This window comes from Ruegeria sp. AN6, from assembly GCF_056540425.1.
On record NZ_JBQFWR010000007.1, the window covers coordinates 48,461 to 74,635 of the forward strand.

The window sequence follows — 26,175 nt, forward strand, 5'->3', positions numbered from 1 at the left end:
TACAATGCACACTCCACCACTGCCCCTGACCCGCGATCTGGTTCTGATTGGCGGGGGTCACACCCATGCGCTACTGCTACGCAAATGGGGGATGAACCCGTTGCCGGGTGCGCGTATTACGGTGATCAATCCCGGCCCTACCGCGCCCTATTCGGGAATGTTGCCGGGCTTTGTTGCTGGCCATTATCAGCGTTGGGAACTTGATATCGATCTGGTCCGTCTCACCCGCTATGCAGGGGCTCGGGTAATATTGGGCACAGTTGAGGGGATCGATCCGGACAGACGTCAAATCCATGTTCCCGGACGCGCGCCGGTGGCGTTTGATGTTGCCTCGGTCAACGTGGGGATCACGTCAGATATGCCTGCCTTGCCTGGGTTTTCTGACCATGCGGTCCCCGCCAAACCCCTTGGCCGCTTCGCCGCACAATGGGAGGAGTATCTTTCAAAGACAGGTCCCGCCTCGGTCGCGGTGATCGGTGGCGGTGTTGCGGGTGCTGAATTGGTCATGGCAATGGCCCATGCCCTGCGTGCCAAGGGGCGCACGGCAAAGCTCACTTTGATCGATAATGCAACCGCCCTGTCCGCAACAGTTCCAAAAGCCTCAGCAACCATCCGTCAGGCCATGAAGCAATTAGGGATCGAGGTTCTTGAGCACGCTTCCATTCAACAAATTTCAAAGGGGCGAATTGATCTGTCAAACGGTCATCAGATCGCTGCCGAATTCATCACCGGAGCGGCAGGCGCACGGCCATATGATTGGATTTCCAACAGCGGCCTCGCGCTTCAAGACGGCTTCATCCAGGTGAACGCGTTCCTGCAATGCAGCGATCCTGCGATCTTTGCCGCCGGTGATTGTGCGCACCTTTCAGATAACCCGCGTCCCAAAGCCGGGGTATACGCGGTGCGCGAGGCACCGATCTTGTATGACAATCTGCGCGCTGCACTGGGTGCCGGGAAGATGAGGCGGTATGCGCCTCAAAAGGATTACCTGAAGCTCATCTCGCTCGGCCAAAAATCTGCGCTTGCCGAACGATTGGGAACCTCGTTCAGCGGACCGCTCATGTGGAAGTGGAAGAACCGCATCGATCAGCGTTTCATGAACAGATTTCGTGAACTGCCCCAAATGCCCGCCCCCACTCTGCCTCGGTATCACACTGCTGGGATGCAAGAGTTACTGGGAGAAAAGCCGATGTGCGGTGGATGCGGTGCCAAGATCGGTCGAAGAGCGCTGCAAACCGCGCTGGCCGAACTGCCGCGGCTTGAAAAGCCTGACATCACTCACCTACCTGGCGACGACGCGGCATTGCTGAAGACCGGTGGTGTACGACAGGTTATTACTTCGGATCATCTGCGCAGCTTCACCAATGATCCGACCTTGATGACCCGAATTGCCGCCGTTCATGCACTTGGTGATATATGGGCGATGGGCGCACAGCCACAGGCCGCGACGGCCACAATCATCCTGCCCCGCATGTCCGCTAAACTCCAGCAACGCACGATGGCCGAAATCATGCAGGTTGCCAGCACCGTCATGCATCAGGCCGGTGCTGAAATTGTGGGCGGGCACAGTTCGATGGGTGATGAATTGACCATTGGCTTCACGTTGACAGGTCTTTGCGAAGCCGAACCCATCACGCTAGGCGGTGCGAATTCCGGTGATGCCTTGATCCTGACAAAGCCACTGGGCAGCGGTGTGTTGATGGCCGCTGAAATGGCCGGGCAAGCAAAAGGAGATTTGGTCGTATCCGCTTTAGAGCACATGATACAGCCGCAAGGCGAGGCATCCCACATCTTAAGAAGCGCCCACGCGATGACCGATGTCACAGGATTCGGTCTGGCAGGTCACCTGCAGGGCATGTGTGAGGCTTCGGGATGTGGCGCGACCCTGTCTCTGGCGCAGATCCCGGTTATGAAAGGTGCAGTTGAACTAAGTGATCAGGGCATCCGATCCACAATTTACGCCGATAACCGCTCCATAACCCCTGAACTTCCAACCGGAGGCAAAGCTTGCCTGTTGTTCGACCCCCAAACAGCCGGAGGTCTGTTGGCAGCCGTTGCATCCGAGGAGGCTGAACATCTATGTGCCCAACTGCAGGCCGTCGGCTATCCTGCTGCTCTGATCGGCCACCTGAACACAACACCGGGCCTGCGCGTTCACAACTGATCAAGTATCCTTTCGATCTGTTCCGCTGTCGCTGACAACCCCTTGCCATCAAGTGACGGGGCAACAATCTGGGCGATTACCTCAGCGTGTTGTGCTTTGCGGGATTTGGCGTAAGCCGGATCATAGTGCTGCTCCATCAGTGCCTGAGTCAGAGCCCTTTTATCCCCCGCGTCAATCAAATCCAACCAACCATCGACAACATCATGGCCACGATGAAGCCGCAGCGGTGACAATCGGTCTCGTAGCCTTTCTCTATCTGACAAGATGTCGTCATAGGCCGAAACCAGATACGCCGTGCGCGCTTCGATCGGCGCATTGATCTGAATTCGGGGTGCCGAACACAGGGCAGACCACAGGCTGGGTGGCAAGATCAGGTTTCCGATTTTCGACGATTCCGCCTCAACCACGATGGGCCGCGCCTCGTCCAATTCAACCAGAGCTGCGGTCAAAGCAGATTCAAACGCTTTCTGACTGGGTTGGCCGCCGGGCATTTCGCCCAACAATGATCCTCGGTGATTGGCCAACCCTTCCAGATCAACCACCTGAACACCTAGCGTCCGCAGGTGCGCCAGCAGGTCAGTTTTGGCAGTCCCGGTGTATCCGTCCAGCGCGACCAACCGATAGGGCAGCGCATCATCATAAAGATATTGCTTCACCATCCGGCGGTAGGATCGGTATCCGCCTTCAACCACCTCGGCACGCCAGCCAATCTGTTGCAGCATCCAGCCGAAGGACCCGGATCGCTGACCACCACGCCAGCAATAAACCAAGGGTTTCCAGTCTCCCTCATGGTGGCTAAGTCGATTCTCAATGTGACCCGCTGCATTGCGAAACACCAGTGCCGCACCCAACTTGCGGGCCAGAAACGGGCTTTGCTGGACATACATGGTGCCAACCCGCGCACGCTCTTCATCGTTCAGAACGGGAAGGTTGATGGCGCCGGGCATGTGATCCTCGGCGAACTCAGCTGGGCTTCGCACGTCGATGACCGTATCAAACTCGTGGCTGTAAAGCTGTGCCAGACTGGAGAATTTCAATGTCATGCCAACGGTCTATCGCGCCTATCGGCAGAAGAAAAGCAAGCGGCCATCAGTGACACCGGAACGCCGCATTGATGAGCCATTGCAATACGCGTGCGCTTGGGTAATGAACTTTCTAAATAGATTTCATTCATGGGACCTGCGCTCGAATGGCACAACAGACCCCGAACTCTCTCAAAAGCAAAGCACTAAGTGACCTTGAGGCGGGAAAGCTGCCTCAGGCACTGAAAAAGGCGCAACTGGGCATCAAGAAATTCCCCAAGGATTCAGATTATCAAGCCATTGCTGGTTTTGTGCTCACCGAGATGAAGCGGTACAAGCAAGCCATTCCCCATTTCGCCGAAGCATCGCGCATGAAGCCTGACGATGTGCAATTTGTTGAAAATCTGGCAAATGCGCTGATGCAAACAGGGCAAATCCCACGCGCGCTTACGTATGCCGAACAAAAGCTGGCGCGTTTCCCCAACAGCAAAGAACTGGTTCGTGTCATCGACGAAATCCAGCTCAAAGGGCAGAACTGGCGCTTGATCATCGATCATGCCACGCAAAAATTGGCGACTGATCCTGATAATGCTGATCTGCTATCATCGCGTGCCCGGGCCTATGGGCAGATCGGCTTTGCGCAACAAAGCACCGAAGATATTTCACGCGCCTTTGAGATAGCACCTGAAAAAGAAGACATCGCCATCCGAAAAGCAGTGAACCTGCATCAGGCTGGCGACAAGGACGGGTCAAGGCAGATCTTGCTCTCTGTTCTTGCGGCAAATCCTGTTTCAGCTGTGGCGCTATACCAAATGTCCATGGTAGCGGAGGAAAAGCAAGCAGACGAACTTGCCGACACCATTGAAACCGCGATTTCACAAAGCGATCACGACGATTCATTGCTTGGCTTTGCAAAGGCAAACGTGACTTTGGCACGCAAGGGGTTGCATGTGGCGTTGCCTCTATTCGCGCGCGCCAATGCGGCACAACATGCGACAAACCCGTATGACTTTGCAATTGAAGAGAAAAAGCAAAGCGAAATTTGCAGCCTGTTCACCGATGATATGTCTTCAATTGGTTCGATGCCTGACGGCGACCCGAGACCGATTTTTGTGGTGGGGCAGCCCCGGTCGGGCACGACATTGATGGAAATGATGTTGAGTTCCCTACCCGGTGTTGTTGGCTGCGGAGAGCTTATGCTGGGGGCTGATCTTTCAAATTCCTATCTGGATTCGAACACGCCTTTTGACGCGAAAGCAGCCGCAGACTTTGCACAGGAATTCCGCAGACTAATGCCACCGCCCCCCAAGGGTTCAACTGCATTTGTCGACAAGATGCCTCACAATTATCAGCGGGTTGGATTTTTATTAGCGGCTTTCCCTGAAGCCCGCGTTATCAACATGATCCGCGATCCGCGGGATGTGGGCCTATCCAAATGGATCAGGCGTTTTCCTGAACCGGGGCTGCGCTATGCGTCTGATCTTAAGGCAATTGCGCATTCAGCCAACCTGTACAGGTGCTATATGGCGCACTGGAACAACATCTTCGGGGACCGTATCCTGTCGGTATCTTACGAAGAGCTGGTCGCCGATCCTGAAACTCATAGCAAGAACATTACAGCGTTTTGCGGCATCGGATGGGACGAACAGATGATGCACCCTGAAAGAAACACACAGCAAGTGCGCACTGCCAGTGTCGATCAGGTACGCCAGAGAATCTCGACCCGTTCCATAGGCGGCTGGCGTGATGTCACAGACCACATTCAACCTATGTTAGACGGCTTCGACCAAGCGCTTTGGCCTGAGTACAAGTTCGACTGAATCAAAAAGGCCGCCTGTAGTGGGCGGCCTCTCCGTTTGTTGTGCTAGCCTTACTTTTGTTTGATACGACCGTCCAGATAGGGCTGATATGGGGCGTTTTCGGCAAGGTATTCGGCTGTTACATCCGCCAAATCGGGGCCAAAGTCATAAGCGTTCTTGTCATCGCCCGAGAATACGCTGTACCCGTCACCACCGTTGCGGACATAGTTGTTTGTGACAACCAGATATGTCGCCGCCGGATCGATAGGCGCAAAGCCGTCACCGTCGGCGACCATGACCTCGACAATCCGGCCTTCATTCGGTGCGACCGATGGATCCCAGGTAAAGGTCATGCCCGCCACCTGCGGGAAGCGACCTTTGACCTCTTCAACCTGGCTCACGCCATTCTCAAGTGCGTCGATGACACCCTGGCCGCTGATCTCAAAGGTCGAGAGCGTGTTCTGGAACGGCAGAACCGTCAGAACTTCGCCCATGGTCACTTCGCCTTCATCGATTGAAGCACGCAGCCCACCAGCGTTGGCGATAGCGATCTGAGTACCCTGATCTGCCACACGCGCAAGCATCGCGTCCGCAACCAGATTGCCCATCTCGCATTCCTGCACACGGCAAACATCACGAGATCCTTCGATGGTCGCGCCAGAATTGGCAACAACACGCTGCTTCATCTCTTCAATCGGGGCGCCCATTTCCGCGACACGCGCCGCGATATCTGCATCTGGAGTGACCGAGGCATCCAGCAGGATCGGCTCACCTTCTGCCGAAATCAGGTTGCCGTCATCGTCAAATGTCAGCACGATCTCACCCAGATATTTCGAATACGCATAGGCCTGAACCACCGGGACGTCGCCCACCATTGTCGGGTAGGCGCCTGCGGCGTCTTCATTCGTGTTCGACAGCAATGTGTGCGAATGCCCGCCAACTACGAGGTCCAGACCCGGCACTTTCTCGGCGATCTCGATATCTTTGGGCAGCCCCACATGGGTCAGCGCGATAATGATGTTCACACCCTCGTCTTGCAGGGCGGCAACATCGGCTTGAAGGCTTTCAATTTCGTCTTGAAAAACGACGTCTTTGCCCGGGCTCGAAGTTTCAACGGTATCCGTCGCCAGGGCTGAGATGATGCCTACTTTCTGGCCGCCGACGTCCAGTACAACGTGGTTATCTACTTTGCCCTTTAGTTCAGCCGAAGAAGACAGGTCCAGGTTGCCCGAAATCACAGGGAAACTGACAGTATCTACGAAAGCGGCCAAGCCCGCAGGGCCGTCATCGAACTCGTGATTGCCAACCGCCATCACATCGTAACCGATGGCTTCCATAAATTCTGCTTCGGCAGCACCTTTATAGGTCGTATAGAACAACGAACCCTGAAACGGATCGCCCGCGTCCAGCAGCAGGACATTTTCGTCCGCCAATTCGCCGCGCTTGGCATCCACAATTGTCTTCAGGCGCGCAACGCCGCCAAAGCATTTGCCTTCGGCCTCACCCTCGGCGTCACAGGTCGAATCGTATTTGTTAATGGATTCGATGCGGCTGTGAATGTCATTCGTATGCAGAATCGTGAGCTTGTATTCGGCCGCTGCCATACCGGCTGTCAGGCCCAATACAGCGACCGAAGTTAAAAATCGGGTGAACATCTCAAAACTCCCTATCGTTGTTTTGTCGTGATCGTGCGCGTTGCGCAGCAAAGAGTCAAAGGGGGAAATCCAGCTTGATTCCATCAGCCTCGCAAGGCATCAGACCGATATGCTGATTTACAAGATTTTCCGGGCCGACGAGTGGGCCGACTTGCAGGCACACGGAGCCTCGAACGGGGCTCCGATTGATGTGACAGATGGGTTCGTCCATTTCTCAACCGCAGAGCAGGCTGAGGAGACTGCCGCCAAGCATTTCGCTGGTATCGCGGGGTTAACACTTCTGGCATGTAATGCCGATGCTATGGGCGACGATCTGAAATGGGAGGTCTCGCGCGGCGGCGCGCTGTTTCCTCACCTTTATCGTCAAATTCGAATGTCGGACGTGATTTGGTCGCAAGACCTACCCTTTGATGGTCAAGCCCACCGGTTCCCGGAGGGGATGGAATGACCCGCTTCATCGACCCGGATCGGGAACAGTTTGAGGCATTCAAAGACCTCAACCGTGACCAACCGATCGAGATGCTCAACCTGGTGAAGTTCCGCGAGACAGCACAGTATCCGTCGGATCATCCGCTGGCTAATGCTGGGTTGACCGGAGCGCAAGCCTACCGCAACTACGGGGCAGAGACTGCCCCAATCTTCGCCCGCATAGGCGCAACGATCCTTTGGCGCGGTACGTTTCAGACTACGCTTATCGGGCCGCAGGATGAAGAATGGGACGAAGTGTTCATCGCCCGTTATCCCACCGCCCATGCGTTTCTTGAGATGGTGACCGACCCCGCTTATCGCGCTGCCGTGATGCACCGGCAAGCCGCCGTTGAAACCTCGCGCCTGATCCGTTGTGCGCCGACAGAAGGTGGAGATTCCTTCGGATGAAAATGACTGAGAAACTGGGGTTGGCCGCCCTGCACCGCCTTGACCCTGAAATCGCGCATGGGCTTTCGATCAAGGCCCTGACCTCGGGGCTGGCACCAACGCCCGGGCCGGTCACATCGGATCGGCTTAAAACCCGTGTTGCAGGCCTGGAATTGCCAAACCCCGTTGGACTAGCTGCGGGGTTTGACAAAAATGGTGAGGCACTGGCACCACTTTCGCGTGCTGGATTCGGGTTTATTGAAGTGGGCGCGGTGACACCCCGCCCACAGCCCGGCAATCCAAAACCGCGCCTCTTCCGCCTGACGGAAGACCACGCGGCGATCAACCGCTTTGGTTTTAACAACGAGGGAATGGAGATCATGGCCGCGCGTCTGGCGCAGCGTCCCGAGGACGCTGTCATCGGGTTGAACCTCGGGGCCAATAAAGACAGTGATGATCGGCCCGGAGACTTCGCCAAAGTGCTTGCCCATTGCGCTACGCACTTGGACTTTGCCACCGTCAATGTGTCTTCGCCCAATACCGAAAAGCTGCGAGATTTGCAGGGCAAAGCGGCGCTGAGCGCGTTGCTGAGCGGTGTGATTGAAACCCGAAACGCCCTGCCTCGCCCGATCCCGATCTTCTTGAAAATCGCCCCGGACCTGACCGAGGCCGAATTGCAGGATATCGCCGATGTCGCCGGTGAAACCGGCGTGGACGCGGTGATCGCCACTAACACCACGCTGTCGCGCGATGGCCTGCGCAGTGCACACAAGGATCAGGCTGGTGGCCTATCCGGCGCGCCCCTGTTCGAGAAATCGACGCAAGTGCTGGCGCAGCTCAGCCAGTTGACAGGCGCAGATATCCCGCTGATCGGGGTTGGCGGCATCAGCACGGCAGATCAGGCCTATGCAAAGATCTGTGCCGGAGCGTCCGCAGTGCAGTTCTACACAGCGATGGTCTATGGCGGGATATCTCTGGCCGCTGAAATCGCGCAGGGGTTGGATGACCTGCTGGCACACGACGGATACACCTCGGTCGCGCAAGCTGTCGGCAGCAAACGAGAGGACTGGCTATGATCGAATATTGGCACAACCCGCGCTGCTCCAAGTCCCGCGCGGGGTTGGCATTGCTGAAGGAAAACGGTGCACAGCCTGAGGTGTGCAAATATCTTGAAGACGCGCCCTCGGCTGGTGAAATCCGGACAGTTCTGGCTAAACTGAATATCCCGGCGATCAGCATGATGCGCACCGCAGAGAAGACGTTCAAAGAGCTGGGTTTGACCAAAACCTCGCCCGATGAGGTGCATATTCAGGCCATGGCCGACCACGCGACCCTGATCGAGCGTCCGTTGGCCATCGCGGGCGACAAAGCCGCTATCGGACGCCCGCCCGAGAACCTGCTGGACTTGCTTTAGGCGATCTGTGCCTCAAGTCGAGGATAGCGCCAACCAAGCGTAAGCCCACGCGCGATGTTCAAGACCATCAGCGCGGCCCAGAGGCCATGATTACCCATCGTCGGCACCAGCACGAACAGCGCGACCACGTACAATGCGACCGACTGGATCATCGCGTTGCGCATATCGCGGGTCCAGGTGGCCCCGATATAGATGCCGTCGAACATCCAGCTTGCCACGCCGATGACCGGTGCCAGTGCGGCCCAAATCAGATATTCGCGCGCTGTCGCCCGAACTTCGGGCGATGTTGACATCAGATCGATCAGCGCTGGCCCTGCCAGATAAAACACCAGCCCTAGCCCGATGGCCCCGCCAACGCCCCATTGCGAAGCCATGACCGACGCGCGCCGGACCTTCCGGCGGTCGCGCGCGCCGACGGCTCCTCCGACAAGAGCTTCTGCCGAAAAGGCAAAGCCGTCCAAAGCAAAGGCAGTGATTTCGAGAAACTGCAACAGCACCTGATTGGCCGCCAAATTCACGTCGCCCAAATCGGATCCGACAAACAGAAACGTTGTGAATGCCCCGGTCAACAAAACCGAGCGCACCATAATATCACCGTTTACCTGCATCATCCGGCGCAAACGCATTGGGTCAAAAATTCGCGGCCAATCCCGCCACTGTTTGCCGCCAAACGCCTCTCGGCACAGCCAGAAGCCCAGCGCAAGGCCTGTCCATTCGGCGATCAGAGTGGCAATGGCAACGCCTTCGACACCCCATCCAAGGCCAAGCACGAACCATAGATCCAGCACGATGTTCAGCCCGTTCATCCAGATCTGCAGGATGAATACACCTCGCGTGCGTTCAACTGCGATCAACCAGCCTGTTACTGCATAGAGTGCAATGGTGGCCGGAGCCCCCCAGATGCGAATCTCGAGATAAGCGCGCGTCAGAGACTCAACCTCGGCGCTGGCTGGAGACAGTGCAAAGGCCCCAATGAACACCCAGACTTGCGCCGCAATGAAGACCAACCCAGCCGTTCCGCCCAGCAGCAAGCCGCGCATGAGCAACGCTCCGGTTTCTGCTGTATCGCCCGCACCGCGCGCCTGTGCGGCCAGCCCGGTGGTCCCCATCCGCAGAAAGCCGAAAATCCAGTAGATCGCCGACAGGATCACCGCACCCATGCCCACTGCCCCGATAGGTGCTGCCAGCCCCATCTGACCGACAACGCCGGTATCGACCGCGCCAAGGATCGGCACGGTCGCGTTCGACAGCACGATCGGCATCGCGATTTTCAGGACGCGCCGATGGGTGATGGGCGCGTTGGCCTCCTCCAAGCTCACGGCTTTGTCGGAGGCTGCGGCATTAAGAAATGCCCGGTGCCTTGCGCAAAGAGTTTGGCGTGGTTGTCCTGCCAAGCCTCGACCCGGACAGAAGCATAACGTCGACCCGATCGGTTGATGAATGCGCGTGCATAAGCGTCTCGCGGCAAACCAGACCGCAAGTAATCGACCGTGAAGTCGATGGTTTTGGGAAAGCGGATATTCTCGTCGGTCAAGATATCTTCGGCACCGATCTCACCGCTTTCAATCCTGGGGAACATATGCTCCCAACTCAGCGTGATAACGGCAGTGACTTCCAGGAACGCCGCCGTCACACCGCCGTGGATGGCAGGCAGAAAGGGATTGCCGATCAACTTCTCATCGAAATTCAGTACACCTGTCAGTTCGTCCCCACGCCGGTCGAATGTAATGTTGAGGAACCGAATATACGGCACACCTTCGACCAAAGCGGTCAGAGCGGCATCACGGCGTTGCTTGACTACCTGCATGGGTTCGGGGCGAGGTCTTGCCATCTCAGCGCCCCTCCACGGTGAATGCGCCCGAGGCAGTAGCAACCGGTCGGTCGCTGTCATCATCCGTCGCCGTCGCACGAACAAAGGCCACATTGCGCGTGATGTGATAGCAGGTCGCCCGCGTCCGGATACTTTGACCGGGCGTCGCGGCCCGCATGTAGTCAATACGAAGATCGATTGTAGCGGTTCCTCCGGGGGCCGATGGGTGGCTCATCACCGCAGCACCACAGCAAGTATCAAGCATGGCAGAAACCGCGCCACCATGGATTACTCCGGTTCTGGGGTCGCCGATTAGTTGCTCGTTGTAGGGCATCGAGATTTCGGCCTCACCCTCTCCGATATGGGTCAAATCAAGCCCCAGGGCTTTTGCATGCGGAATCGCCTCGATGAACTGCCGCGCTAAAACTGTCTTATCGACCATGGGGTTGGGTCCTATCCTTGTAGCAGCCCCTTTATGGGCCTGCGTTTACGCCAAGGGCAAGCCCACCTGTTGCGCTTGCCGCAACGACGCCCTAGGTTGCAGCCGAGGAGACCCAGAATGTCCGACACCCGTTTGTCATTCAAAGAGATGTGCGCCGAGTTCGACGTGACCCCGCGCACCCTGCGCTATTACGAGTATATCGAGTTGCTGCAACCGGACCGCGAAGGTCGGTCGCGATATTACGGCCCCCGAGAATGCGCCCGGATGAAACTGATCATGCGTGGTCGTAAGTTTGGATTTCCTCTGGAAGAGATCCGGCAGTGGCTGCTGATTTATGAAGATCAGGGCAACCAGGCCCAGATGGCGACCTTCATCGAGATGGCAGATCGACAAATGGAAGAGCTACGTCAGCAACGCGCGCAGTTGGATGAGGCGATGGATGCGTTGCAGCAATTGCGCGATCAGACTGTCGAATTGCTGAAATAGCCCCCTTCCCTTACGGCAACAAAATTGCCGAAACCCCTGTTTACGCGACCGGATGTTACGTCAACTTATTTGTGACGCAGCGTCCGCATTACGTAAACGTCACTTGTGTGTTGTAAAACGCTCATCGACTGCGCAACTCAGGTTGCATGACGCCAGTGATGAGAGTTTGAACCATGACCGAAGATCTGCTGACCATCCGCGAAATGTGCGAGACATATGATGTCACGCCCCGCACATTGCGGTTCTACGAGGCCAAAGAGCTTTTGTTTCCGATCCGCGAGGGCCAAAAACGCCTGTTCACCAAACGGGATCGTGCACGCCTGAAACTGATCCTGCGCGGCAAGCGCTTTGGCTTCAGCCTCGAAGAAATCCGCCAGCTTCTGGACCTGTATCACGTGGGTGACCAACAGCTGACACAGATGTCCCGCACATATGAAATCGCGTGCGAGCGCCTTGCTGACATGGAATCGCGCCGCGAAGAGCTGACACAGGCCATCGACGAGTTGAAAGAGCAGTTGCGCTGGGGCGAGAAGGTGATCGCCTCGATGAAACAGGAAAAGAAGGCGGCTGAATAAACCCGCCTCCGGACATATGAATTAAGGGAGCTTCACATGCCCGTCTACAACGCGCCAACCAAAGACACGCAGTTCATCCTGCACGACGTTTTGAAAATCTCACAGTCGGATATCCCCGGCTATGACGAACTGGAAGCCGAGTTTACCGGCGCGGTTCTGGAAGAGGCTGGCAAGGTTGCCTCCAACGTATTGCACCCGCTGAACGTGGTGGGCGACACCGAAGGGTGCCGGTTGGAAAACGGTATTGTGTACACTCCCACAGGTTTCAAAGACGCCTTTGAGCAGATGAAAGAAGGCGGCTGGACGGGCCTCGACATGCCGGAAGAGTATGGCGGCCAGAATATGCCCTATGTCATCGGTACAGCGGTGGGTGAGATGTTCTCGGGCGCGAACCAGGCGTTCGTGATGTATCAGGGCCTGACACACGGCGCGGCCTCAGCCATTCTGGCGCACGGCACGGATGAGCAAAAGAATAAGTACCTGCCCAATATGGTCAGCTGCGAATGGACTGGCACCATGAACCTGACCGAGCCGCATTGCGGTACCGATCTGGGCCTGATGCGCACCAAGGCGGAACCGCAGGACGATGGCAGCTATAAGATTTCCGGCCAGAAGATCTTTATCTCGGCTGGCGATCACGACATGGCCGACAACATCATCCATCTGGTGCTGGCCAAAATCCCTGGCGGCCCCGAGGGCATCAAGGGCGTATCGCTATTCATTGTCCCCAAATTCATCGTGAATGAAGACGGTTCGCTGGGCGAGCGTAACGGTGTTTCGGTCGGCAAAATCGAAGAGAAGATGGGCATCCACGGCAACTCGACCTGTGTAATGAACTATGACGAGGCAACCGGCTGGCTGCTGGGCGAAGAGCACAAAGGTATGCGCGCCATGTTCACCATGATGAACGAAGCGCGTCTAGGTGTGGGCATGCAAGGCCTGTCTCAGGCCGAAGCGGCCTATCAAAACGCCTTGGAATACGCAAAAGATCGCCTGCAGGGCCGCGATGTTACAGGCGTGAAAAACCCGGACGGCCCCGCCGATCCGCTGATCGTGCACCCCGACATCCGCCGCAACCTGATGGATCAAAAAAGCTTCACCGAGGGTGCACGTGCGTTCATCCTGTGGGGCGCGACCATGATCGACAAGGCGCACCGCTCGGGAGACAAAGACGCGGACGGGCTGATCTCACTGCTGACGCCAGTCATCAAAGGCTTCCTGACTGACGAAGGCTACGACATGACTGTTCAGGCGCAGCAGGTCTATGGCGGCCACGGCTACATCGAAGAATGGGGCATGTCGCAATACACCCGCGATGCCCGCATCGCGATGATCTACGAAGGCGCAAACGGTGTTCAAGCGCTGGATCTTGTGGGTCGGAAGCTGGCTCAGGACGGCGGCAAGCATGTCATGGCTTTCTTCGAAATGGTCAAAAGCTTCTGCAAGGAAAACGGCGGCAAGGATGAAGCTTATGACAAGGCCTTCATCGAGCCGCTGAAAGCCGCGTCCAAGGACCTGCAGGCCGCTGGCATGTATTTCATGCAGGAAGGCATGAAGAACCCCAACAACGCTCTGTCCGGGTCATATGACTTCATGCACATGTTCGGCCATGTCTGCCTGGGCCTGATGTGGGCGCAGATGGCAAAGGCCGCTCAGGACGCACTGGACGGCGGTGCCTCGGATAAAGAGTTCTACGAGACCAAGATCAATACCGGTCGCTTCTATATGGCCCGCCGCCTGCCCGCGACAGCCATGCATCTGGCCCGCATCCAGACAGGGGCGGACACGGTGATGGCACTGGACGCGGCGAACTTCTGATCTCAGTGTGGGCTCGGTTATAGCAACCCGAGCCCACCAACGGAGGAGACAAGATGCCAAAACGCTTTCGCCTGACCCGCCGATTTCCGGTCGCGATGACCGAGGACGGCTACCGTAAGCTCCGCGGTTTCGCACGAGAGGCGGGATTGGATGAAGGTGAGGCTTTGTCGTTCCTTTTTGAGAACTTCAACAGCGTGATCGATCACGAAAACCTGACGCATAGGCTGCGCATATTTAATTCAGAGCTGGAAGCTCGAAAACGTTAAAACTTCGTGCTGGCCACTGAAGGTAGCACCGAAAACATATTTTTATGCCTTGGGAGGGGCGCGCTCATGACCATTCAACTGCATTGCTTTGGTGAAAGCGGAAACAGCTACAAAGCCGCACTTGCGTTGGAAATGTCCGGTCTGGACTGGGAGCCGGTCTTTGTTGATTTCTTCGGGGGTGTGACTCGCACCCCTGAATTTCGGTCAGAAGTGAATGAGATGGGTGAAGCCCCCGTGATGGTGGACGGTGATTTTCGCACCAGTCAGTCCGGCGCGATTCAGGCATATGTGACCGAAAAATCGGGAAAATTCGGTGGCAAGGATCGTGATGAGAATTACGAGATTTTCAGATGGGTTCTGTGGGATAACCACAAGCTCAGCTCGATGGCCGGGCTGACCCGTTTCCTGATCAACTTCTTGCCCGAGAAGCACCGCAACCCGGATGTTATCGCGTTCAACCAGGGCCGCCTTAAGGCAGCTTATCAGACGCTGAACGCCCATCTTGACGGTCGTGACTGGATCGTTGGCAACGGCGTGACCAATGCTGACATCAGCTGCTGCGGCTACCTCTATTACCCCGAACCATTCGGCTTTGATCGCGCCGACTGGCCCAATATTGACGCCTGGCTGACGCGCCTCAGCGAACAACCCGGTTGGAAACACCCCTACGACCTGATGCCCGGCAATCCGTCGGATCGAGCTTAAGGAGAAGACCCCATGACCGAAGCCTATATCTATGACGCCCTGCGTACTCCGCGCGGCAAGGGCCGCAAGGATGGCAGCCTGCACGAGGTAACCTCGGTGCGTCTGTCGGCCCTGACCCTGAACGCAATGAAAGAGCGCAATAATCTGGAAGGTCACGCCGTCGAGGATGTGATCTGGGGCAACGTCACGCAGGTGATGGAGCAAGGCGGCTGTCTGGCACGCTCAGCAGTTCTGGCTTCGGATCTGGATGAATCGATCCCCGGCCTGGCGATCAACCGTTTCTGTGCCTCGGGCATGGAGGCCGTGAACTTGGCCGCAAACCAGGTCAAAGGCGGCGCAGGTGAAGCCTATATCGCAGGCGGTGTCGAGATGATGGGCCGGGTGGCCATGGGCAGCGATGGTGCGGCGATTGCCGTTGACCCGTCTTTGGCGATGGAAACCTATTTTGTGCCGCAAGGTATCTCGGCCGACATCATCGCGACCGAATATGGGTTCAGCCGCGACGATGCGGATGCGCTGGCCGTTGAGTCTCAGAAACGCGCTGCTGCGGCCTGGGAAGACAACCGCTTTGATAAGTCGGTGATCTCGATCAAGGATCAGAACGGCCTGACCATTCTGGACCGCGACGAATACATGCGCCCCGGCACAGATATGCAGAGCCTCGGCGCGCTGAACCCATCCTTCCAGATGATGGGCGAGCAAATGCCGGGCTTCGACAAGGTTGCGATGATCAAGTACCCGCATCTTGAGCGCATCAATCACATCCACCACGCCGGTAACAGTTCGGGCATCGTGGATGGAGCGGCGGCTGTACTGATCGGCAACAAGGAGTTCGGCGAGAAGTACGGCCTGAAGCCGCGCGCGCGCATCAAGGCGACCGCAAAAATCGGTACCGACCCGACGATCATGCTGACCGGCCCGGTTCCTGTGACCGAGAAGATTCTGGCCGACAACGGCATGAAGATCGGCGATTTGGACCTGTTCGAAGTGAACGAGGCCTTTGCCTCGGTCGTGCTGCGGTTCCAGCAGGCGTTTGATGTCGATCCCTCTCTGGTCAACGTGAACGGCGGATCGATCGCGATGGGTCACCCGCTGGGCGCGACTGGTGCGATGATCATCGGAACCCTGCTGGATGAGTTGGAGCGTCAGGACAAGGAAACCGGTCTGGCCACACTCTGCATCGCGTCCGGCATGGGTGCGGCAACCATTATCGAGCGTGTCTGATGCCTAAAATTGATCTTTCCAAAATACCGTTTCGGAACGGTTCGGGCTATCCCGGCAAACTGGCAAGAGCGGGCGATGACCGCTACGTCCAACCCTTGGGCGATGCGAACGGTCTGACGCAATTTGGGGTCAACATCGTACGGCTGGAACCGAACGGGCTGTCCTCGCTGCGCCATTACCACATGGAGCAGGACGAGTTTGCAATCATGCTCAGCGGCAAATGTGTGCTGATCGATGACGATGGAGAGCATGAGATGCTGCCCGGTGACTGCGCCGCCTGGCCTGCAGGTGACGCCAATGGCCATCACCTTGTGAACAAAACCGACGCGCCCGCGAGTTTTCTGGTGGTGGGCACACGGACCCCGACCGAGACCGGCTATTACAGCGACATAGACATGATGGTGAAGTTCGAGGGCGACGACTTTCGCTTTACCCGCAAGGATGGCAGCCCGCTGACGGCTGACCAGATTGGAGATGACAATGACTGATTTCACCCTCAGCAAAGACGCCGACGGCGTTGCCTTCATCACCTGGGACGTTCCGGGCAAATCCATGAATGTCCTGAGCCGCGAGGCTTTCACTTTGGTCGGTGAACTGATCGATCAGGCGCTGGCAGATGATGAGATCAAAGGGATTGTTATCACCAGCGGTAAGGAAGGGTCGTTTGCGGGCGGCATGGATCTGAGCACCCTCGCCACGATCCGTCAGGAAGCCGGAGACGAGCCGGCTCAGGCTTTGTTCGACTTTGTCATGAGCGGCCACAACATACTGCGTCGATTGGAGCTGGCGGGCATGGACCCCAAGTCCAAAAAAGGCGGCAAACCAGTGGCTTGCGCTATCAACGGCACCTGTGCCGGGATCGGGACCGAGATCGCATTGGCCTGCCATCACCGCGTGATGACCAGCAATCCCAAAGCTAAAATCGGCTTACCTGAAATCCTTCTGGGCATTTTCCCCGGCGGCGGCGGCACCATGCGCTACAGCCGGATGGTTGGTGCAATGGCGGCGGCTCCGGTGCTGCTGGAAGGCAAGATGATGGACTCAAAGAAGGCCAAAGGCGCGCAACTGATCGACGCCGTGGCGGACGATCCGGTTGCCGTGGCCAAGGAATGGGTTCTGAACGCCAAGGATGCCGATCTGGTCAAACCATGGGATGCGAAAGGCTACAAAATGCCCGGCGGTGCGCCCTATCACCCTGCAGGCTTCATGACCTTCGTCGGCGCAAGCGCAATGGTGAACGGCAAGACCCAAGGTGCATTCCCCGCCGCCAAGGCTCTGCTGAGTTCAATCTACGAAGGCGCTTTGGTTGACTTTGACACCGCCCTGAAGATTGAGGCGCGTTGGTTTACAAACGTCCTGATGAACCCGTCCTCGTCGGCGATGATCCGGTCGCTGTTCCTGAACAAGGAAGCGCTGGAAAAAGGCGCTGTACGGCCCAAGGATGTGCCCGATCAGAGGGTCAAGAAGGTCGGCGTTCTGGGTGCTGGCATGATGGGCGCAGGCATTGCTCTGGTCTCGGCTCAAGCGGGCATGGAAGTTGTTCTGATCGACCGTGATCAGGAAGCAGCCGACAAAGGCAAAGCCTACTCCGAGGCCTATTTGGACAAGGGCATCAAGCGCGGCAAGGTTACGGCTGAGAAGAAAGAGGCCATGCTGGGCCAGATCACCGCGACCCCCGATCTAGAGAATCTCAAAGGCTGCGATCTGATCATCGAAGCCGTGTTCGAAGACCCGGGCGTCAAGGCCGAGATGACCAAGAAGGTCGAAGCGATCATCCCTGAGGATTGCATCTTTGCCTCGAATACCTCGACTCTGCCGATCACCGATCTGGCCAAGGCGAGTGTGCGGCCTGAGCAGTTCATCGGCATCCACTTCTTCTCACCAGTTGAGAAGATGTTCCTGGTTGAGATCATCAAGGGCAAGGAAACTGGCGATCGGGCAGTGGCAAAAGCACTGGATTACGTGCGTCAGATCCGCAAAACGCCGATCGTGGTCAACGACGCACGCTTCTTCTACGCCAACCGCTGCATCATCCCCTATATCAACGAGGGTGCTCGGATGATCACCGAGGGCGTCAGTCCGATCTTGATAGATAATGCCGCGCGGCAGTTGGGTTTCCCGGTAGGACCGATCCAGTTGACGGACGAAACCTCAATCGATCTCGGGGCCAAGATCGCACGGGCCACGAAAGCAGCGATGGGCGATGCCTATTCTGATAGCCCCTCGGACGATCTGATCTTCTGGATGGAGGAACAGGGGCGTCTAGGCCGCAAGGCCAATGCCGGATTCTTCGACTATGACGACAAGGGTAAGCGCGTCGAATACTGGAAGGGTTTGCAGGACAAATACCCGCTGGCTGCCGAACAACCCGACCTGATCGAAGTGCAGGAACGCCTGATGTTCGCGCAGGTTTTGGAAGCGGTTCGCGCGTTGGAAGAAGGTGTTCTGGAAGACATCCGCGAAGGCGACGTGGGTGCGATCCTTGGATGGGGTTTTGCCCCTTGGTCCGGTGGTCCACTCAGTTGGCTGGACATCATCGGCACGCCCTATGCGGCTGAGCGTTGCGACCAACTGACCGAGGCCTATGGCGAGCGTTTTGCGTGCCCGCCGCTCCTGCGCGAAATGGCCGAGAAAGGTCAGAGTTTCTATGGTCGCTTCAACCCAGCGGCCAAAGCTGCCTGATATTGAACTGCTGGCGCAACCTGTTTTGCGCCAGCAGATTACGTTCAGATGCGCCAGTCCGATCGCAGAAACAAGATCGGGGCATTAGGCCGCCCTGGCCGCCCTGGCCGACGCATGCCCTTGGGGGGGCGAATAGGGAATATTGGTTCCTGCGGGATGGGCGCAGGCAGCGCACCCAATGGGTTTGCAAAAACCGATATGTCGCCTTTCATGGCCACCGCTTCGATCAACAGATCAGCATCTTCTTGGTCGGCAACTTCGTATGTGCAGACCGGTCCCATACCTCCCGCAGGACAGTAGGCTTGGAATCCCCCCTCGATAAAGACAATTTCATCCTGATCAAAATACAACGACGTCACATCAAAGGTTTGCGCCGGAGTATTTGATCTGAGATTGCCAACACCGCTTAGCATACGCGCAGGAACAATTGAGAGCCCCTCAATTCCCAGATCCAGTTTAGTCTGATCCAGCGCCATTCCCTGCTCTGGCATCAGCCAGACCGGCCGCCCATTATACGCGGCGCGAGCCGGGACAAGTACCGGCAGATACTCTGGCCTGCGTTCCCCACCTGGAACCACAACGCTATCGGCGCAGACACGGCGCAATTCTCTAAACCCGTGATCCAGCGTTCGCACCAGTTCGCCAGAAATCAGATTTTCAACCGGCTTCCAGCCACTGGTTGTTGCAACCCTGGTCCCATGCAGCAATCCACCGCGGCGCACTGAAACGGCTGACTCTTGAACAGGTTGCGGGCCTTGACCCTCACGTTTCGAATACCCCGAAACACTCACTAACTCTAACACTTGCGCCCCCCTCTTGGCACTTCGACATAGTCCAGATTGACTATGCTAATGTGCCACGAGCTGGCTAAGTTTTGCCACAATTGCGGCGAAACAAGGACCTTTTGGCCATATTTCATGTGATCAACCGGAACAATGTTGGCAGCAAAGATCGCTTTGCACGACACAAGGAAACTATAGGCGATATGCAAGTAATTTTATTTTATCTACACACGCTCTCAATTTGGCAGAGCTTTGGGCAGCTTTCCGGCAGCGCGCTTCTCTCTCCATGCCAATAAAATTCCTGCAGTTGCGATCATGCCAATACCGACGATCTGCATCACTCCTACCGATTGTCCAAAGGCAATCCATGCAAAGAGGGGTCCGAATATCATGACCGAATACTCGAATACGGCGACGTAGGAAGGCTCTCCTAATTGGTAAGCTTTTATCAGCATGAAAACGGCGATCGTAGACCCGATCGCCTGCATCACCACCCAAGGCAGGGCTTCATGTATCGGCCAGACCCAACCGCGCATGGCAAACCCCTCTGGGCCTTCGGGCACATCAATCGGAAATACAGCCAGCCATATCAGACCAATCAACCCAGCCAATCCCAGAGTCACCACCATCGCGGCCAGCAGGGCGACGGTGCTTTCATCACGGCAATGCGTGCGGGTTACAACGGCGCTGAGAGCATAGAAAAAACCTCCAGCTACTGGGATCAGCGTCTTGAGATCAAATGAATTGGGGGCAGGCTGCAAAACACTGAGTATTCCGGCAAAGCCCAAAAGAACGGCCACGATCCGCCAGGGGCCGATATGCTGCTTCAGAAAAAGCGCGGAAATCAGCAGCACAAAAATCGGTGAGGTAAACAGCCCTGCCAACGCCTGCGCAATCGGCATCAGAGCCAGAGCTGTAAAATAAAAAAGCATCGCCATGGTTATCAATACGCTACGCACCGCGACGATGCCGTACCGGCGCGGTTTCAAACCGCCCAAGCCAAGAACCGAAAGAAGCGCAATCAGGGGTAACATCAACGTCGCGCGGCTTAGATGAAACTGCCATAGCCCAATGCTTTCGGCGACCCGGATCACAAAGTTATCGATGACGCCGATAATGGCCATCGAGGCGACCATCAGTAAAGACGCCAGCATCGAATGGGATTGTTGTTGTAACTGCATTCCCGCCTCTGCGCTTGATTAGCCAGTGCTGGCCAGAAAACTACCCGCTACAATCAGCACATTTCACAAACCTGACGCAACAGGTTTGCGCCACTGGTTTTTGCCATGCTAAGCTTAGCGCAAAATAATACTCGAGCAGCATTAACCGATGACCGCACTCAAACAGTACCAGCGGATCGAAGCCACCGGTTTGTGGCGCCCTTCGCCCGATGAACAGCGGCGTGAGGTTGTGGTTTCGATTGGCGAAGCCACTCTGACGATCTCGGATTTCAATGACAGCGCGCTCACGCATTGGTCTTTGGCTGCGTTAGAGCGTCAAAACCCGGGTGCGTATCCCGCCATCTATTGTCCCGACGGCGATCCTGGCGAAACGCTGGAGCTTGCAGAAACGGAAACCACGATGATCGAGGCCATCGATCGTCTGCAACGTGCTATCGACCGCGCCAGACCGCACCCCGGTCGTCTGCGCTGGCTCAGCGTTGCGGGGGTGGCGCTGGCCGTTGTGGCAGTTCTTTTGCTGTGGTTGCCCGGCGCTTTGCAGCGTCATGTCGTTTCAGTCGTGCCAGAGATCAAACAGCAAGAGATCGGAGATACGATCCTGCAGCGCATTGAAAGGGTATCAGGCAAGGCATGCAATTCACCCGAAGCGCAGGACTCATTGGACCGGCTTGCAAAACGAACTGGTGTTCGACAGATCGTGATTCTGCCCGCAGGTTTGTCCAACAGCCTAAGCCTGCCGGGGGGGACTGTACTGCTGAATCGCGCGCTGGTGGAGGATCATGAAGACCCCGCCGTTGCCGCGGGGTATGTCATCGCCGCGCGCGCTCGCGCCGCACAACACACACCCTTGGACGATCTGCTGGACCGCACTGGTCCGACAACGGCTTTTCGGCTGTTGACGACTGGCGAGTTGACCACTGAAATCGTCGATACCTACACCGAAGAAATCCTGGCTGAACGTCAAACACAGATTAGTGATGATGATCTGCTGGCAATGTTCGCTCAGGCCGCACTTCCCTCAACACCATACGCTTATGCTGTTGACATCACAGGCGAGTCCGTTCTCGGGTTGATCGAGGCGGACCCCATGGCAGGTCGAACTTTGGAACAGGTATTGCCGGACCGCGATTGGGTACGGCTGCAGAATATCTGCGGGCAATAGCGCCTATTTGGTGCCGAACATCCGATCCCCGGCATCGCCCAGGCCCGGCATGATGTAGCCCTTGGAGTTCAACTCACGATCCAGCGCCGCGGTCACGATTTTGACATCCGGATGTGCCTCTTTCATGCGTGCCACGCCTTCGGGCGCAGCCAAAAGACAAAGGAAACGGATATCTGCGGCCCCCTGCTTTTTCAGCAGATCGATGGCCGCGGCCGAGCTGTTGCCAGTTGCCAGCATCGGATCAACCGCAATGACAAGACGGTCCTTCAGACCTTCGGGGGCTTTGAAATAATACTGTACAGGTTTGAGCGTCTCTTCATCGCGATAGAGACCCACAAAGCCGACCCGCGCCGAGGGGATCAGCTCCAACACCCCGTCCAGCATCCCGTTTCCGGCCCTCAGGATCGAAACCAACGCAAGCTTCTTGCCCGCCAATATGGGTGCGTCCATCTCTTCCATCGGGGTTTCGATGTGGCGCGTCGTCAGCGGCATCTCGCGGGTGACCTCATAGGCCAACAGCAACGTGATCTCGCGCAACAACTGCCGGAACACGGCGGTCGAGGTGCCCTTGTCCCGCATGAGCGTCAGTTTATGCTGCACCAGCGGGTGGTCGACGACGGTCAGGTGATCGCTCATGATGTCTCCAGTCTTTTCTTGACCCGCGTGCGGGTCTCTTCATCACAAAAGGCCGCATTAAGGGCCGTTAAATTAAGGGCTGCAAAATCCTCGGCCTTCCAGCCGAATGCTGCACCCAACATCTCATATTCGCGCCGCATCGTGGTATGGAAAAACGGCGGATCATCAGTAGATACGGTGACATTGACACCTGAATCGCGCAGCTTCGCAATGGGATGCGATGCGAAATCGGGGAATAGACCAAGAACCACGTTCGAGCCCGGACACACTTCCAATGTGATATCCCGGTCGATCAATTCATGCACAAGGTCCGGGTCTTCGATCGCCCGGACGCCATGGCCCACACGCTCGACCCCCAGATCGCGAATTGCATCCCGAACGCTTTCGGGGCCGCCAAATTCGCCGGCATGTGTGGTCAACTGCAGCCCTGCCTCGCGCGCGCACTCAAAGGACCATTTGAATTCACCCTGAGTTCCCACAGATTCATTGCCGCCCATGCCAAATCCGGTGATCCAGTTACCAGCAGTTTCGGCCGCACAATGTGCACTGCGCTTGGCTTGCTCGGGTCCGAAATGGCGCACACAGGTCACGACACCGCGCAGCGTAACCCCGAATTTGCGCTCGGCCTCATCAGCGGCATCCTGGATCGCGGTCAAATAGTCCTTCCATGCATGCAAATCTCCTCCGCCGCAAAAATCGGGGCTAAGGAAAGTTTCAGAATACACCACCCCGTTGGCTGCGCTCTCTTCGAGAATGGCCAACGTCAATCGGCGAAAATCCTCTGGCGATTTCAGAACCTCGCAGGCAGCCTCGTAGACACTGAGGAAATGTGCAAAGTCGCGAAAATCATACGAACCATCTGGCTTGAAGATCCCGCTCAGATCCACGCGCTTTTCATGGGCCAACTGACGAATAAAGGCGGGTGGCGCTGCACCTTCGTGATGCAGGTGAAGTTCGATCTTGGGTTGGTCAGCCGCTGTCATAGAAAACTCCGCCCCGGTCCTTGCGCCGGGATATTCAGGTGATACGCGATACTGGCAGCGACATCGGCAAAGTTGATCCGGCCGATTTCACCTGTGCCATGTCCGGCAATCAATACCGGCACTTGTTCGCGCGTGTGATCGGTTCCGATCCAGCTGGGATCATTGCCGTGATCGGCGGTCAGCAGCATCAGGTCACCCGGGCGCAGTTTTTGCAGGATGACCCCGACCTCGCGGTCAAACCACTCCAACGCTCGGGCATAGCCGCTGATATCCCTACGGTGGCCATAGATGCTGTCGAACTCGACGAAGTTGGCAAATGTCAGGCTGCCGTCTTCGGCCTCATCCACCAGATCAGAAAGGTGGGCCATCAATTCGGCATCCGAACCTTTGCGCAACGTATCGATCCCCTGCATCGAGAAGATGTCGCCGATCTTGCCAACTGCATACACGTGCCGACCCGCGTCCTGCGCCCAGTTTGTCAGCACCGGGCTTGGGGGTACGATGGCAAAATCCTTGCGGTTGGTGGTGCGGGTAAATCCAGTTTCCGGTGTTCCGATGAATGGCCGAGCTATCACACGGCCAACTTTCATTTCGTGAAGCTGCGGCGCAAGCACCTTGCACAAATCCAGCAAACGGTCGAGGCCAAAGCTCTCCTCATGTGCGGCAATCTGGAACACACTGTCGGCAGATGTATAGCAGATCGGCCAGCCGGTTCGCATATGCTCAGCCCCCAATTCAGCGATGATCGCCGTGCCAGAAGCGTGGCAATCGCCCAGAATGCCCTCGGTACCTGCAGCCTGCGCCGCAGCCCGGCTCAGCTCGGCGGGAAAGGCAGGTGTCGTATCCGGGAAATAGTGCCAGTCCCACGGCACGGGAACGCCTGCCAATTCCCAATGGCCAGAGGGCGTGTCCTTGCCCGGCGAATACTCTCGCGCGCATCCCCAGAGACCTGCTGGTTTGGCTTCTAACCCCGGCGTCACATCATTTGAGGCCAGTCGCGTTGCAGCGCCCAGTCCTAGAGCGTCGAGATTTGGTAAATGCAATGGGCCGGAGCGTCCTTCTTCTGCGCGCCCTTTGGCACAGACCTGCGCAATATGAGCCACCGTGTTTGCACCCGTATCGGGCGTGGTGCCGTTGTAGAACTGATTGGCATCTGGCGCGCCGCCGATACCAACCGAATCCATAACAACAAGGAAAGCGCGGCTCATGCGCTGATCCTTTCGTGTACATGCGGAGGTTGTTCTACTGGCGCATCGCCAAGCGTTACGGCATTCAATACCGCCTCGGACGCAAGTCGCGCTGCATCTTCTCGGGCTGCGTGGACCACGGCCAATGGCGCGCCCTTCTGAACGTGCTGACCCAACCGCAAGATATTCGACAATCCAACCGCCGGGTCGATCTCATCACTCTCAACCTGGCGTCCACCACCCAGGGCAACCACCGCCAGTCCTAGTGCCTCACCATCTATCGCAGAGATGTAGCCATCGCGGGGCGCAGGCACCTCTTGGATCACGTTTGCTTCGGGCAGGAATCGCGCCCAGGTATCGACGAAGTGCACAGGTCCTCCGACAGCGGCCATCATGCGGCCAAACCGTTCAGCGGCGCGCCCGTCACGTATTACTTCTGCGATCCGCGCCCGGCCCTCTTCCGCCGATGCGCACATACCCGCATCTGCCATCAACACGCCACCCAGTTCAGCAGAAATTTCGGCCAAGGGTGAGGTTTGCCCGCTGGTCATGACCTTCATCACTTCGGCAACTTCCAGCGCGTTGCCAAGTGCTGGAGCAAGCGGTTGATTCATGTCGGTGATCACCGCTGAGGTCCGGCACCCCGCGGTATTTGCCGTTTCGGTCAGCGCCCGAGCAAGCTTGCGCGCCTCATCCAGCGTCTTCATGAACGCCCCGCTGCCCACCTTGACATCCAGCACCAGCGCATCCGGGCTGGCGGCCAGCTTCTTTGACAGGATCGACGCAGTGATCAGATCAAGACTTTCCACCGTCGCCGTCACATCACGGATCGCATATAGCCGTTTATCCGCCGGTGCGATCTGCCCCGTAGCGCCGACAATCGCAGCGCCGGTCTCATTCAGTATCTGCGCCAGTCTTGTCTGGCCGATCTGCGTTGTCACGCCGGGGATTGCTTCGAGTTTGTCCAAAGTGCCGCCGGTGTGGCCCAACCCCCGGCCCGAGATCATTGGTACATAGGCCCCGCATTCGGCCAGGGCCGGGGCGAGAACCAGGCTGACGCAATCCCCGACTCCACCAGTCGAGTGTTTGTCGATCACCGGGCCATCAACATCCCAATTCAGCACCTCACCGCTGTCACGCATGGCAACCGTCAAATCAGCCCTGCCCTGAGCCCCCAGCCCACCCATGCAGACCGCCATGGCAAAGGCTCCCGCCTGCGCGTCACTTACGCCACCATCAGCCAGCCCCTGTGCGAACCAATGCAATTCGGCTGATGTCGGTATCTCGTTACGGCGAAGCTTGGCGATAATCGAACGCGCATCCATCT

At 57.1% G+C, this 26,175-nt stretch carries 26 protein-coding genes; 15 read left to right on the top strand and 11 right to left on the bottom strand.

All coding sequences use genetic code 11. The features are described from left to right. Window positions 1–4 precede the first annotated feature (4 nt). Window positions 5–2,164 carry a selenide, water dikinase SelD gene (selD, locus tag ACR0MQ_RS12540; RefSeq protein ID WP_480608548.1) on the top strand — a complete coding sequence of 720 codons (2,160 nt, stop codon included), beginning with the start codon at window positions 5–7 and terminating at the stop codon, window positions 2,162–2,164. Here selD and mnmH read toward each other — a convergent pair. Then, complete coding sequence (gene mnmH / locus ACR0MQ_RS12545) at window positions 2,155–3,207, bottom strand: tRNA 2-selenouridine(34) synthase MnmH (protein ID WP_480608550.1); 1,053 nt, start codon at window positions 3,205–3,207, stop codon at window positions 2,155–2,157. The genes selD and mnmH overlap by 10 nt on opposite strands. A gap of 146 nt (window positions 3,208–3,353) precedes the next feature. Here mnmH and ACR0MQ_RS12550 point away from each other — a divergent pair, with 146 nt between their 5' ends. Further along, window positions 3,354–5,006: a tetratricopeptide repeat-containing sulfotransferase family protein gene (locus ACR0MQ_RS12550; protein ID WP_480608552.1), complete on the top strand. Its 1,653-nt coding sequence runs from the start codon at window positions 3,354–3,356 to the stop codon at window positions 5,004–5,006. A gap of 50 nt (window positions 5,007–5,056) precedes the next feature. Here ACR0MQ_RS12550 and ACR0MQ_RS12555 read toward each other — a convergent pair whose 3' ends face one another. After that, the gene (locus tag ACR0MQ_RS12555; protein ID WP_170538761.1) at window positions 5,057–6,640 is read right to left on the bottom strand and encodes a bifunctional metallophosphatase/5'-nucleotidase; all 1,584 of its coding nucleotides are present in this window, start codon (window positions 6,638–6,640) and stop codon (window positions 5,057–5,059) included. A 109-nt stretch (window positions 6,641–6,749) separates the two neighbouring features. On the opposite strand from ACR0MQ_RS12555, the gene ACR0MQ_RS12560 reads away from it, so the two are divergent. From ACR0MQ_RS12560 to arsC, 4 genes are read left to right on the top strand one after another with little or no spacing between them, the layout of a single operon-like run. Further along, entirely contained in the window at window positions 6,750–7,088 is a 339-nt protein-coding gene (locus ACR0MQ_RS12560) for a DUF952 domain-containing protein (RefSeq protein ID WP_170770124.1), read from the top strand. After that, a complete protein-coding gene (locus ACR0MQ_RS12565; RefSeq protein ID WP_170770122.1) occupies window positions 7,085–7,516 on the top strand; it encodes a DUF1330 domain-containing protein in 432 nt (143 codons plus the stop codon). The genes ACR0MQ_RS12560 and ACR0MQ_RS12565 overlap by 4 nt, the downstream gene beginning before the upstream one ends. Further along, on the top strand, window positions 7,513–8,571 hold the full coding sequence (locus ACR0MQ_RS12570; protein WP_480608555.1) for a quinone-dependent dihydroorotate dehydrogenase: 1,059 nt from the start codon (window positions 7,513–7,515) through the stop codon (window positions 8,569–8,571). Before ACR0MQ_RS12565 ends, ACR0MQ_RS12570 begins: the two co-directional genes overlap by 4 nt. Further along, window positions 8,568–8,909, top strand: coding sequence for an arsenate reductase (glutaredoxin) (arsC, locus tag ACR0MQ_RS12575; RefSeq protein ID WP_480608557.1), 342 nt, complete (start codon window positions 8,568–8,570; stop codon window positions 8,907–8,909). The genes ACR0MQ_RS12570 and arsC overlap by 4 nt, the downstream gene beginning before the upstream one ends. On the opposite strand, the gene ACR0MQ_RS12580 is transcribed toward arsC, so the two are convergent. The 3 genes from ACR0MQ_RS12580 to ACR0MQ_RS12590 are packed head-to-tail and all read right to left on the bottom strand — an operon-like array spanning window position 8,906 to window position 11,161. Next, window positions 8,906–10,222: an MATE family efflux transporter gene (locus tag ACR0MQ_RS12580; protein WP_170770930.1), complete on the bottom strand. Its 1,317-nt coding sequence runs from the start codon at window positions 10,220–10,222 to the stop codon at window positions 8,906–8,908. The two genes, arsC and ACR0MQ_RS12580, sit on opposite strands and share 4 nt — an antisense overlap. A 2-nt stretch (window positions 10,223–10,224) precedes the next feature. Then, the gene (locus tag ACR0MQ_RS12585) at window positions 10,225–10,740 is read right to left on the bottom strand and encodes a PaaI family thioesterase (RefSeq protein ID WP_010438904.1); all 516 of its coding nucleotides are present in this window, start codon (window positions 10,738–10,740) and stop codon (window positions 10,225–10,227) included. Window position 10,741: 1 nt separating this feature from the next. Further along, a complete protein-coding gene (locus tag ACR0MQ_RS12590) occupies window positions 10,742–11,161 on the bottom strand; it encodes a PaaI family thioesterase (protein WP_010438901.1) in 420 nt (139 codons plus the stop codon). Between the two features lie 117 nt (window positions 11,162–11,278). On the opposite strand from ACR0MQ_RS12590, the gene ACR0MQ_RS12595 reads away from it, so the two are divergent. From ACR0MQ_RS12595 to ACR0MQ_RS12630, 8 genes are all read left to right on the top strand, one after another. Continuing rightward, the gene (locus tag ACR0MQ_RS12595) at window positions 11,279–11,647 is read left to right on the top strand and encodes a MerR family transcriptional regulator (RefSeq protein ID WP_170770117.1); all 369 of its coding nucleotides are present in this window, start codon (window positions 11,279–11,281) and stop codon (window positions 11,645–11,647) included. 173 nt (window positions 11,648–11,820) lie between these two features. Beyond that, window positions 11,821–12,222, top strand: coding sequence for a MerR family transcriptional regulator (locus ACR0MQ_RS12600; protein ID WP_039536426.1), 402 nt, complete (start codon window positions 11,821–11,823; stop codon window positions 12,220–12,222). A gap of 36 nt (window positions 12,223–12,258) precedes the next feature. Continuing rightward, entirely contained in the window at window positions 12,259–14,040 is a 1,782-nt protein-coding gene (locus ACR0MQ_RS12605; protein WP_170468805.1) for an acyl-CoA dehydrogenase C-terminal domain-containing protein, read from the top strand. 53 nt (window positions 14,041–14,093) lie between these two features. Further along, the gene (locus ACR0MQ_RS12610) at window positions 14,094–14,306 is read left to right on the top strand and encodes a hypothetical protein (RefSeq protein ID WP_010438892.1); all 213 of its coding nucleotides are present in this window, start codon (window positions 14,094–14,096) and stop codon (window positions 14,304–14,306) included. Window positions 14,307–14,372: 66 nt separating this feature from the next. Next, window positions 14,373–15,011 (top strand): glutathione S-transferase, encoded by a 639-nt coding sequence (locus ACR0MQ_RS12615; protein ID WP_170770115.1) that lies wholly within the window; start codon window positions 14,373–14,375, stop codon window positions 15,009–15,011. 12 nt (window positions 15,012–15,023) lie between these two features. Further along, a complete protein-coding gene (locus ACR0MQ_RS12620) occupies window positions 15,024–16,235 on the top strand; it encodes an acetyl-CoA C-acetyltransferase (protein WP_170770114.1) in 1,212 nt (403 codons plus the stop codon). After that, complete coding sequence (locus ACR0MQ_RS12625; RefSeq protein ID WP_010438885.1) at window positions 16,235–16,723, top strand: cupin domain-containing protein; 489 nt, start codon at window positions 16,235–16,237, stop codon at window positions 16,721–16,723. The genes ACR0MQ_RS12620 and ACR0MQ_RS12625 overlap by 1 nt, the downstream gene beginning before the upstream one ends. Continuing rightward, a complete protein-coding gene (locus ACR0MQ_RS12630; RefSeq protein WP_480608560.1) occupies window positions 16,716–18,917 on the top strand; it encodes a 3-hydroxyacyl-CoA dehydrogenase NAD-binding domain-containing protein in 2,202 nt (733 codons plus the stop codon). The genes ACR0MQ_RS12625 and ACR0MQ_RS12630 overlap by 8 nt, the downstream gene beginning before the upstream one ends. A gap of 44 nt (window positions 18,918–18,961) precedes the next feature. Here ACR0MQ_RS12630 and ACR0MQ_RS12635 read toward each other — a convergent pair whose 3' ends face one another. Next, entirely contained in the window at window positions 18,962–19,720 is a 759-nt protein-coding gene (locus tag ACR0MQ_RS12635; RefSeq protein ID WP_480608562.1) for a Hint domain-containing protein, read from the bottom strand. A gap of 215 nt (window positions 19,721–19,935) precedes the next feature. Then, window positions 19,936–20,880 carry a DMT family transporter gene (locus ACR0MQ_RS12640; protein ID WP_170770111.1) on the bottom strand — a complete coding sequence of 315 codons (945 nt, stop codon included), beginning with the start codon at window positions 20,878–20,880 and terminating at the stop codon, window positions 19,936–19,938. Window positions 20,881–21,028: 148 nt separating this feature from the next. On the opposite strand from ACR0MQ_RS12640, the gene ACR0MQ_RS12645 reads away from it, so the two are divergent. Further along, a complete protein-coding gene (locus ACR0MQ_RS12645) occupies window positions 21,029–22,042 on the top strand; it encodes a hypothetical protein (protein WP_170770110.1) in 1,014 nt (337 codons plus the stop codon). A gap of 3 nt (window positions 22,043–22,045) precedes the next feature. Here the strand turns inward: ACR0MQ_RS12645 and upp are convergent, their stop codons facing one another. From upp to ACR0MQ_RS12665, 4 genes are read right to left on the bottom strand one after another with little or no spacing between them, the layout of a single operon-like run. After that, window positions 22,046–22,678 (bottom strand): uracil phosphoribosyltransferase, encoded by a 633-nt coding sequence (gene upp / locus ACR0MQ_RS12650; protein ID WP_480608564.1) that lies wholly within the window; start codon window positions 22,676–22,678, stop codon window positions 22,046–22,048. Then, window positions 22,675–23,661, bottom strand: coding sequence for an adenosine deaminase (locus ACR0MQ_RS12655; protein ID WP_170770108.1), 987 nt, complete (start codon window positions 23,659–23,661; stop codon window positions 22,675–22,677). Before ACR0MQ_RS12655 ends, upp begins: the two co-directional genes overlap by 4 nt. Continuing rightward, window positions 23,658–24,869, bottom strand: a complete 1,212-nt coding sequence (locus tag ACR0MQ_RS12660) for a phosphopentomutase (protein ID WP_480608566.1) — start codon at window positions 24,867–24,869, stop codon at window positions 23,658–23,660. Before ACR0MQ_RS12660 ends, ACR0MQ_RS12655 begins: the two co-directional genes overlap by 4 nt. Then, window positions 24,866–26,173, bottom strand: coding sequence for a thymidine phosphorylase (locus tag ACR0MQ_RS12665; RefSeq protein ID WP_480608568.1), 1,308 nt, complete (start codon window positions 26,171–26,173; stop codon window positions 24,866–24,868). Before ACR0MQ_RS12665 ends, ACR0MQ_RS12660 begins: the two co-directional genes overlap by 4 nt. Window positions 26,174–26,175: the final 2 nt, after the last annotated feature.

Bases quoted from the DNA above. Each gene is read 5' to 3' on its own strand.
- selD (WP_480608548.1), top strand. From the start codon at position 5: ATGCACACTCCACCACTGCCCCTGACCCGCGATCTGGTTCTGATTGGC.
- mnmH (WP_480608550.1), bottom strand. From the start codon at position 3,207: ATGACATTGAAATTCTCCAGTCTGGCACAGCTTTACAGCCACGAGTTT.
- ACR0MQ_RS12550 (WP_480608552.1), top strand. From the start codon at position 3,354: ATGGCACAACAGACCCCGAACTCTCTCAAAAGCAAAGCACTAAGTGAC.
- ACR0MQ_RS12555 (WP_170538761.1), bottom strand. From the start codon at position 6,640: ATGTTCACCCGATTTTTAACTTCGGTCGCTGTATTGGGCCTGACAGCC.
- ACR0MQ_RS12560 (WP_170770124.1), top strand. From the start codon at position 6,750: ATGCTGATTTACAAGATTTTCCGGGCCGACGAGTGGGCCGACTTGCAG.
- ACR0MQ_RS12565 (WP_170770122.1), top strand. From the start codon at position 7,085: ATGACCCGCTTCATCGACCCGGATCGGGAACAGTTTGAGGCATTCAAA.
- ACR0MQ_RS12570 (WP_480608555.1), top strand. From the start codon at position 7,513: ATGAAAATGACTGAGAAACTGGGGTTGGCCGCCCTGCACCGCCTTGAC.
- arsC (WP_480608557.1), top strand. From the start codon at position 8,568: ATGATCGAATATTGGCACAACCCGCGCTGCTCCAAGTCCCGCGCGGGG.
- ACR0MQ_RS12585 (WP_010438904.1), bottom strand. From the start codon at position 10,740: ATGGCAAGACCTCGCCCCGAACCCATGCAGGTAGTCAAGCAACGCCGT.
- ACR0MQ_RS12590 (WP_010438901.1), bottom strand. From the start codon at position 11,161: ATGGTCGATAAGACAGTTTTAGCGCGGCAGTTCATCGAGGCGATTCCG.
- ACR0MQ_RS12595 (WP_170770117.1), top strand. From the start codon at position 11,279: ATGTCCGACACCCGTTTGTCATTCAAAGAGATGTGCGCCGAGTTCGAC.
- ACR0MQ_RS12600 (WP_039536426.1), top strand. From the start codon at position 11,821: ATGACCGAAGATCTGCTGACCATCCGCGAAATGTGCGAGACATATGAT.
- ACR0MQ_RS12605 (WP_170468805.1), top strand. From the start codon at position 12,259: ATGCCCGTCTACAACGCGCCAACCAAAGACACGCAGTTCATCCTGCAC.
- ACR0MQ_RS12610 (WP_010438892.1), top strand. From the start codon at position 14,094: ATGCCAAAACGCTTTCGCCTGACCCGCCGATTTCCGGTCGCGATGACC.
- ACR0MQ_RS12615 (WP_170770115.1), top strand. From the start codon at position 14,373: ATGACCATTCAACTGCATTGCTTTGGTGAAAGCGGAAACAGCTACAAA.
- ACR0MQ_RS12620 (WP_170770114.1), top strand. From the start codon at position 15,024: ATGACCGAAGCCTATATCTATGACGCCCTGCGTACTCCGCGCGGCAAG.
- ACR0MQ_RS12625 (WP_010438885.1), top strand. From the start codon at position 16,235: ATGCCTAAAATTGATCTTTCCAAAATACCGTTTCGGAACGGTTCGGGC.
- ACR0MQ_RS12630 (WP_480608560.1), top strand. From the start codon at position 16,716: ATGACTGATTTCACCCTCAGCAAAGACGCCGACGGCGTTGCCTTCATC.
- ACR0MQ_RS12640 (WP_170770111.1), bottom strand. From the start codon at position 20,880: ATGCAGTTACAACAACAATCCCATTCGATGCTGGCGTCTTTACTGATG.
- ACR0MQ_RS12645 (WP_170770110.1), top strand. From the start codon at position 21,029: ATGACCGCACTCAAACAGTACCAGCGGATCGAAGCCACCGGTTTGTGG.
- upp (WP_480608564.1), bottom strand. From the start codon at position 22,678: ATGAGCGATCACCTGACCGTCGTCGACCACCCGCTGGTGCAGCATAAA.
- ACR0MQ_RS12655 (WP_170770108.1), bottom strand. From the start codon at position 23,661: ATGACAGCGGCTGACCAACCCAAGATCGAACTTCACCTGCATCACGAA.
- ACR0MQ_RS12660 (WP_480608566.1), bottom strand. From the start codon at position 24,869: ATGAGCCGCGCTTTCCTTGTTGTTATGGATTCGGTTGGTATCGGCGGC.
- ACR0MQ_RS12665 (WP_480608568.1), bottom strand. From the start codon at position 26,173: ATGGATGCGCGTTCGATTATCGCCAAGCTTCGCCGTAACGAGATACCG.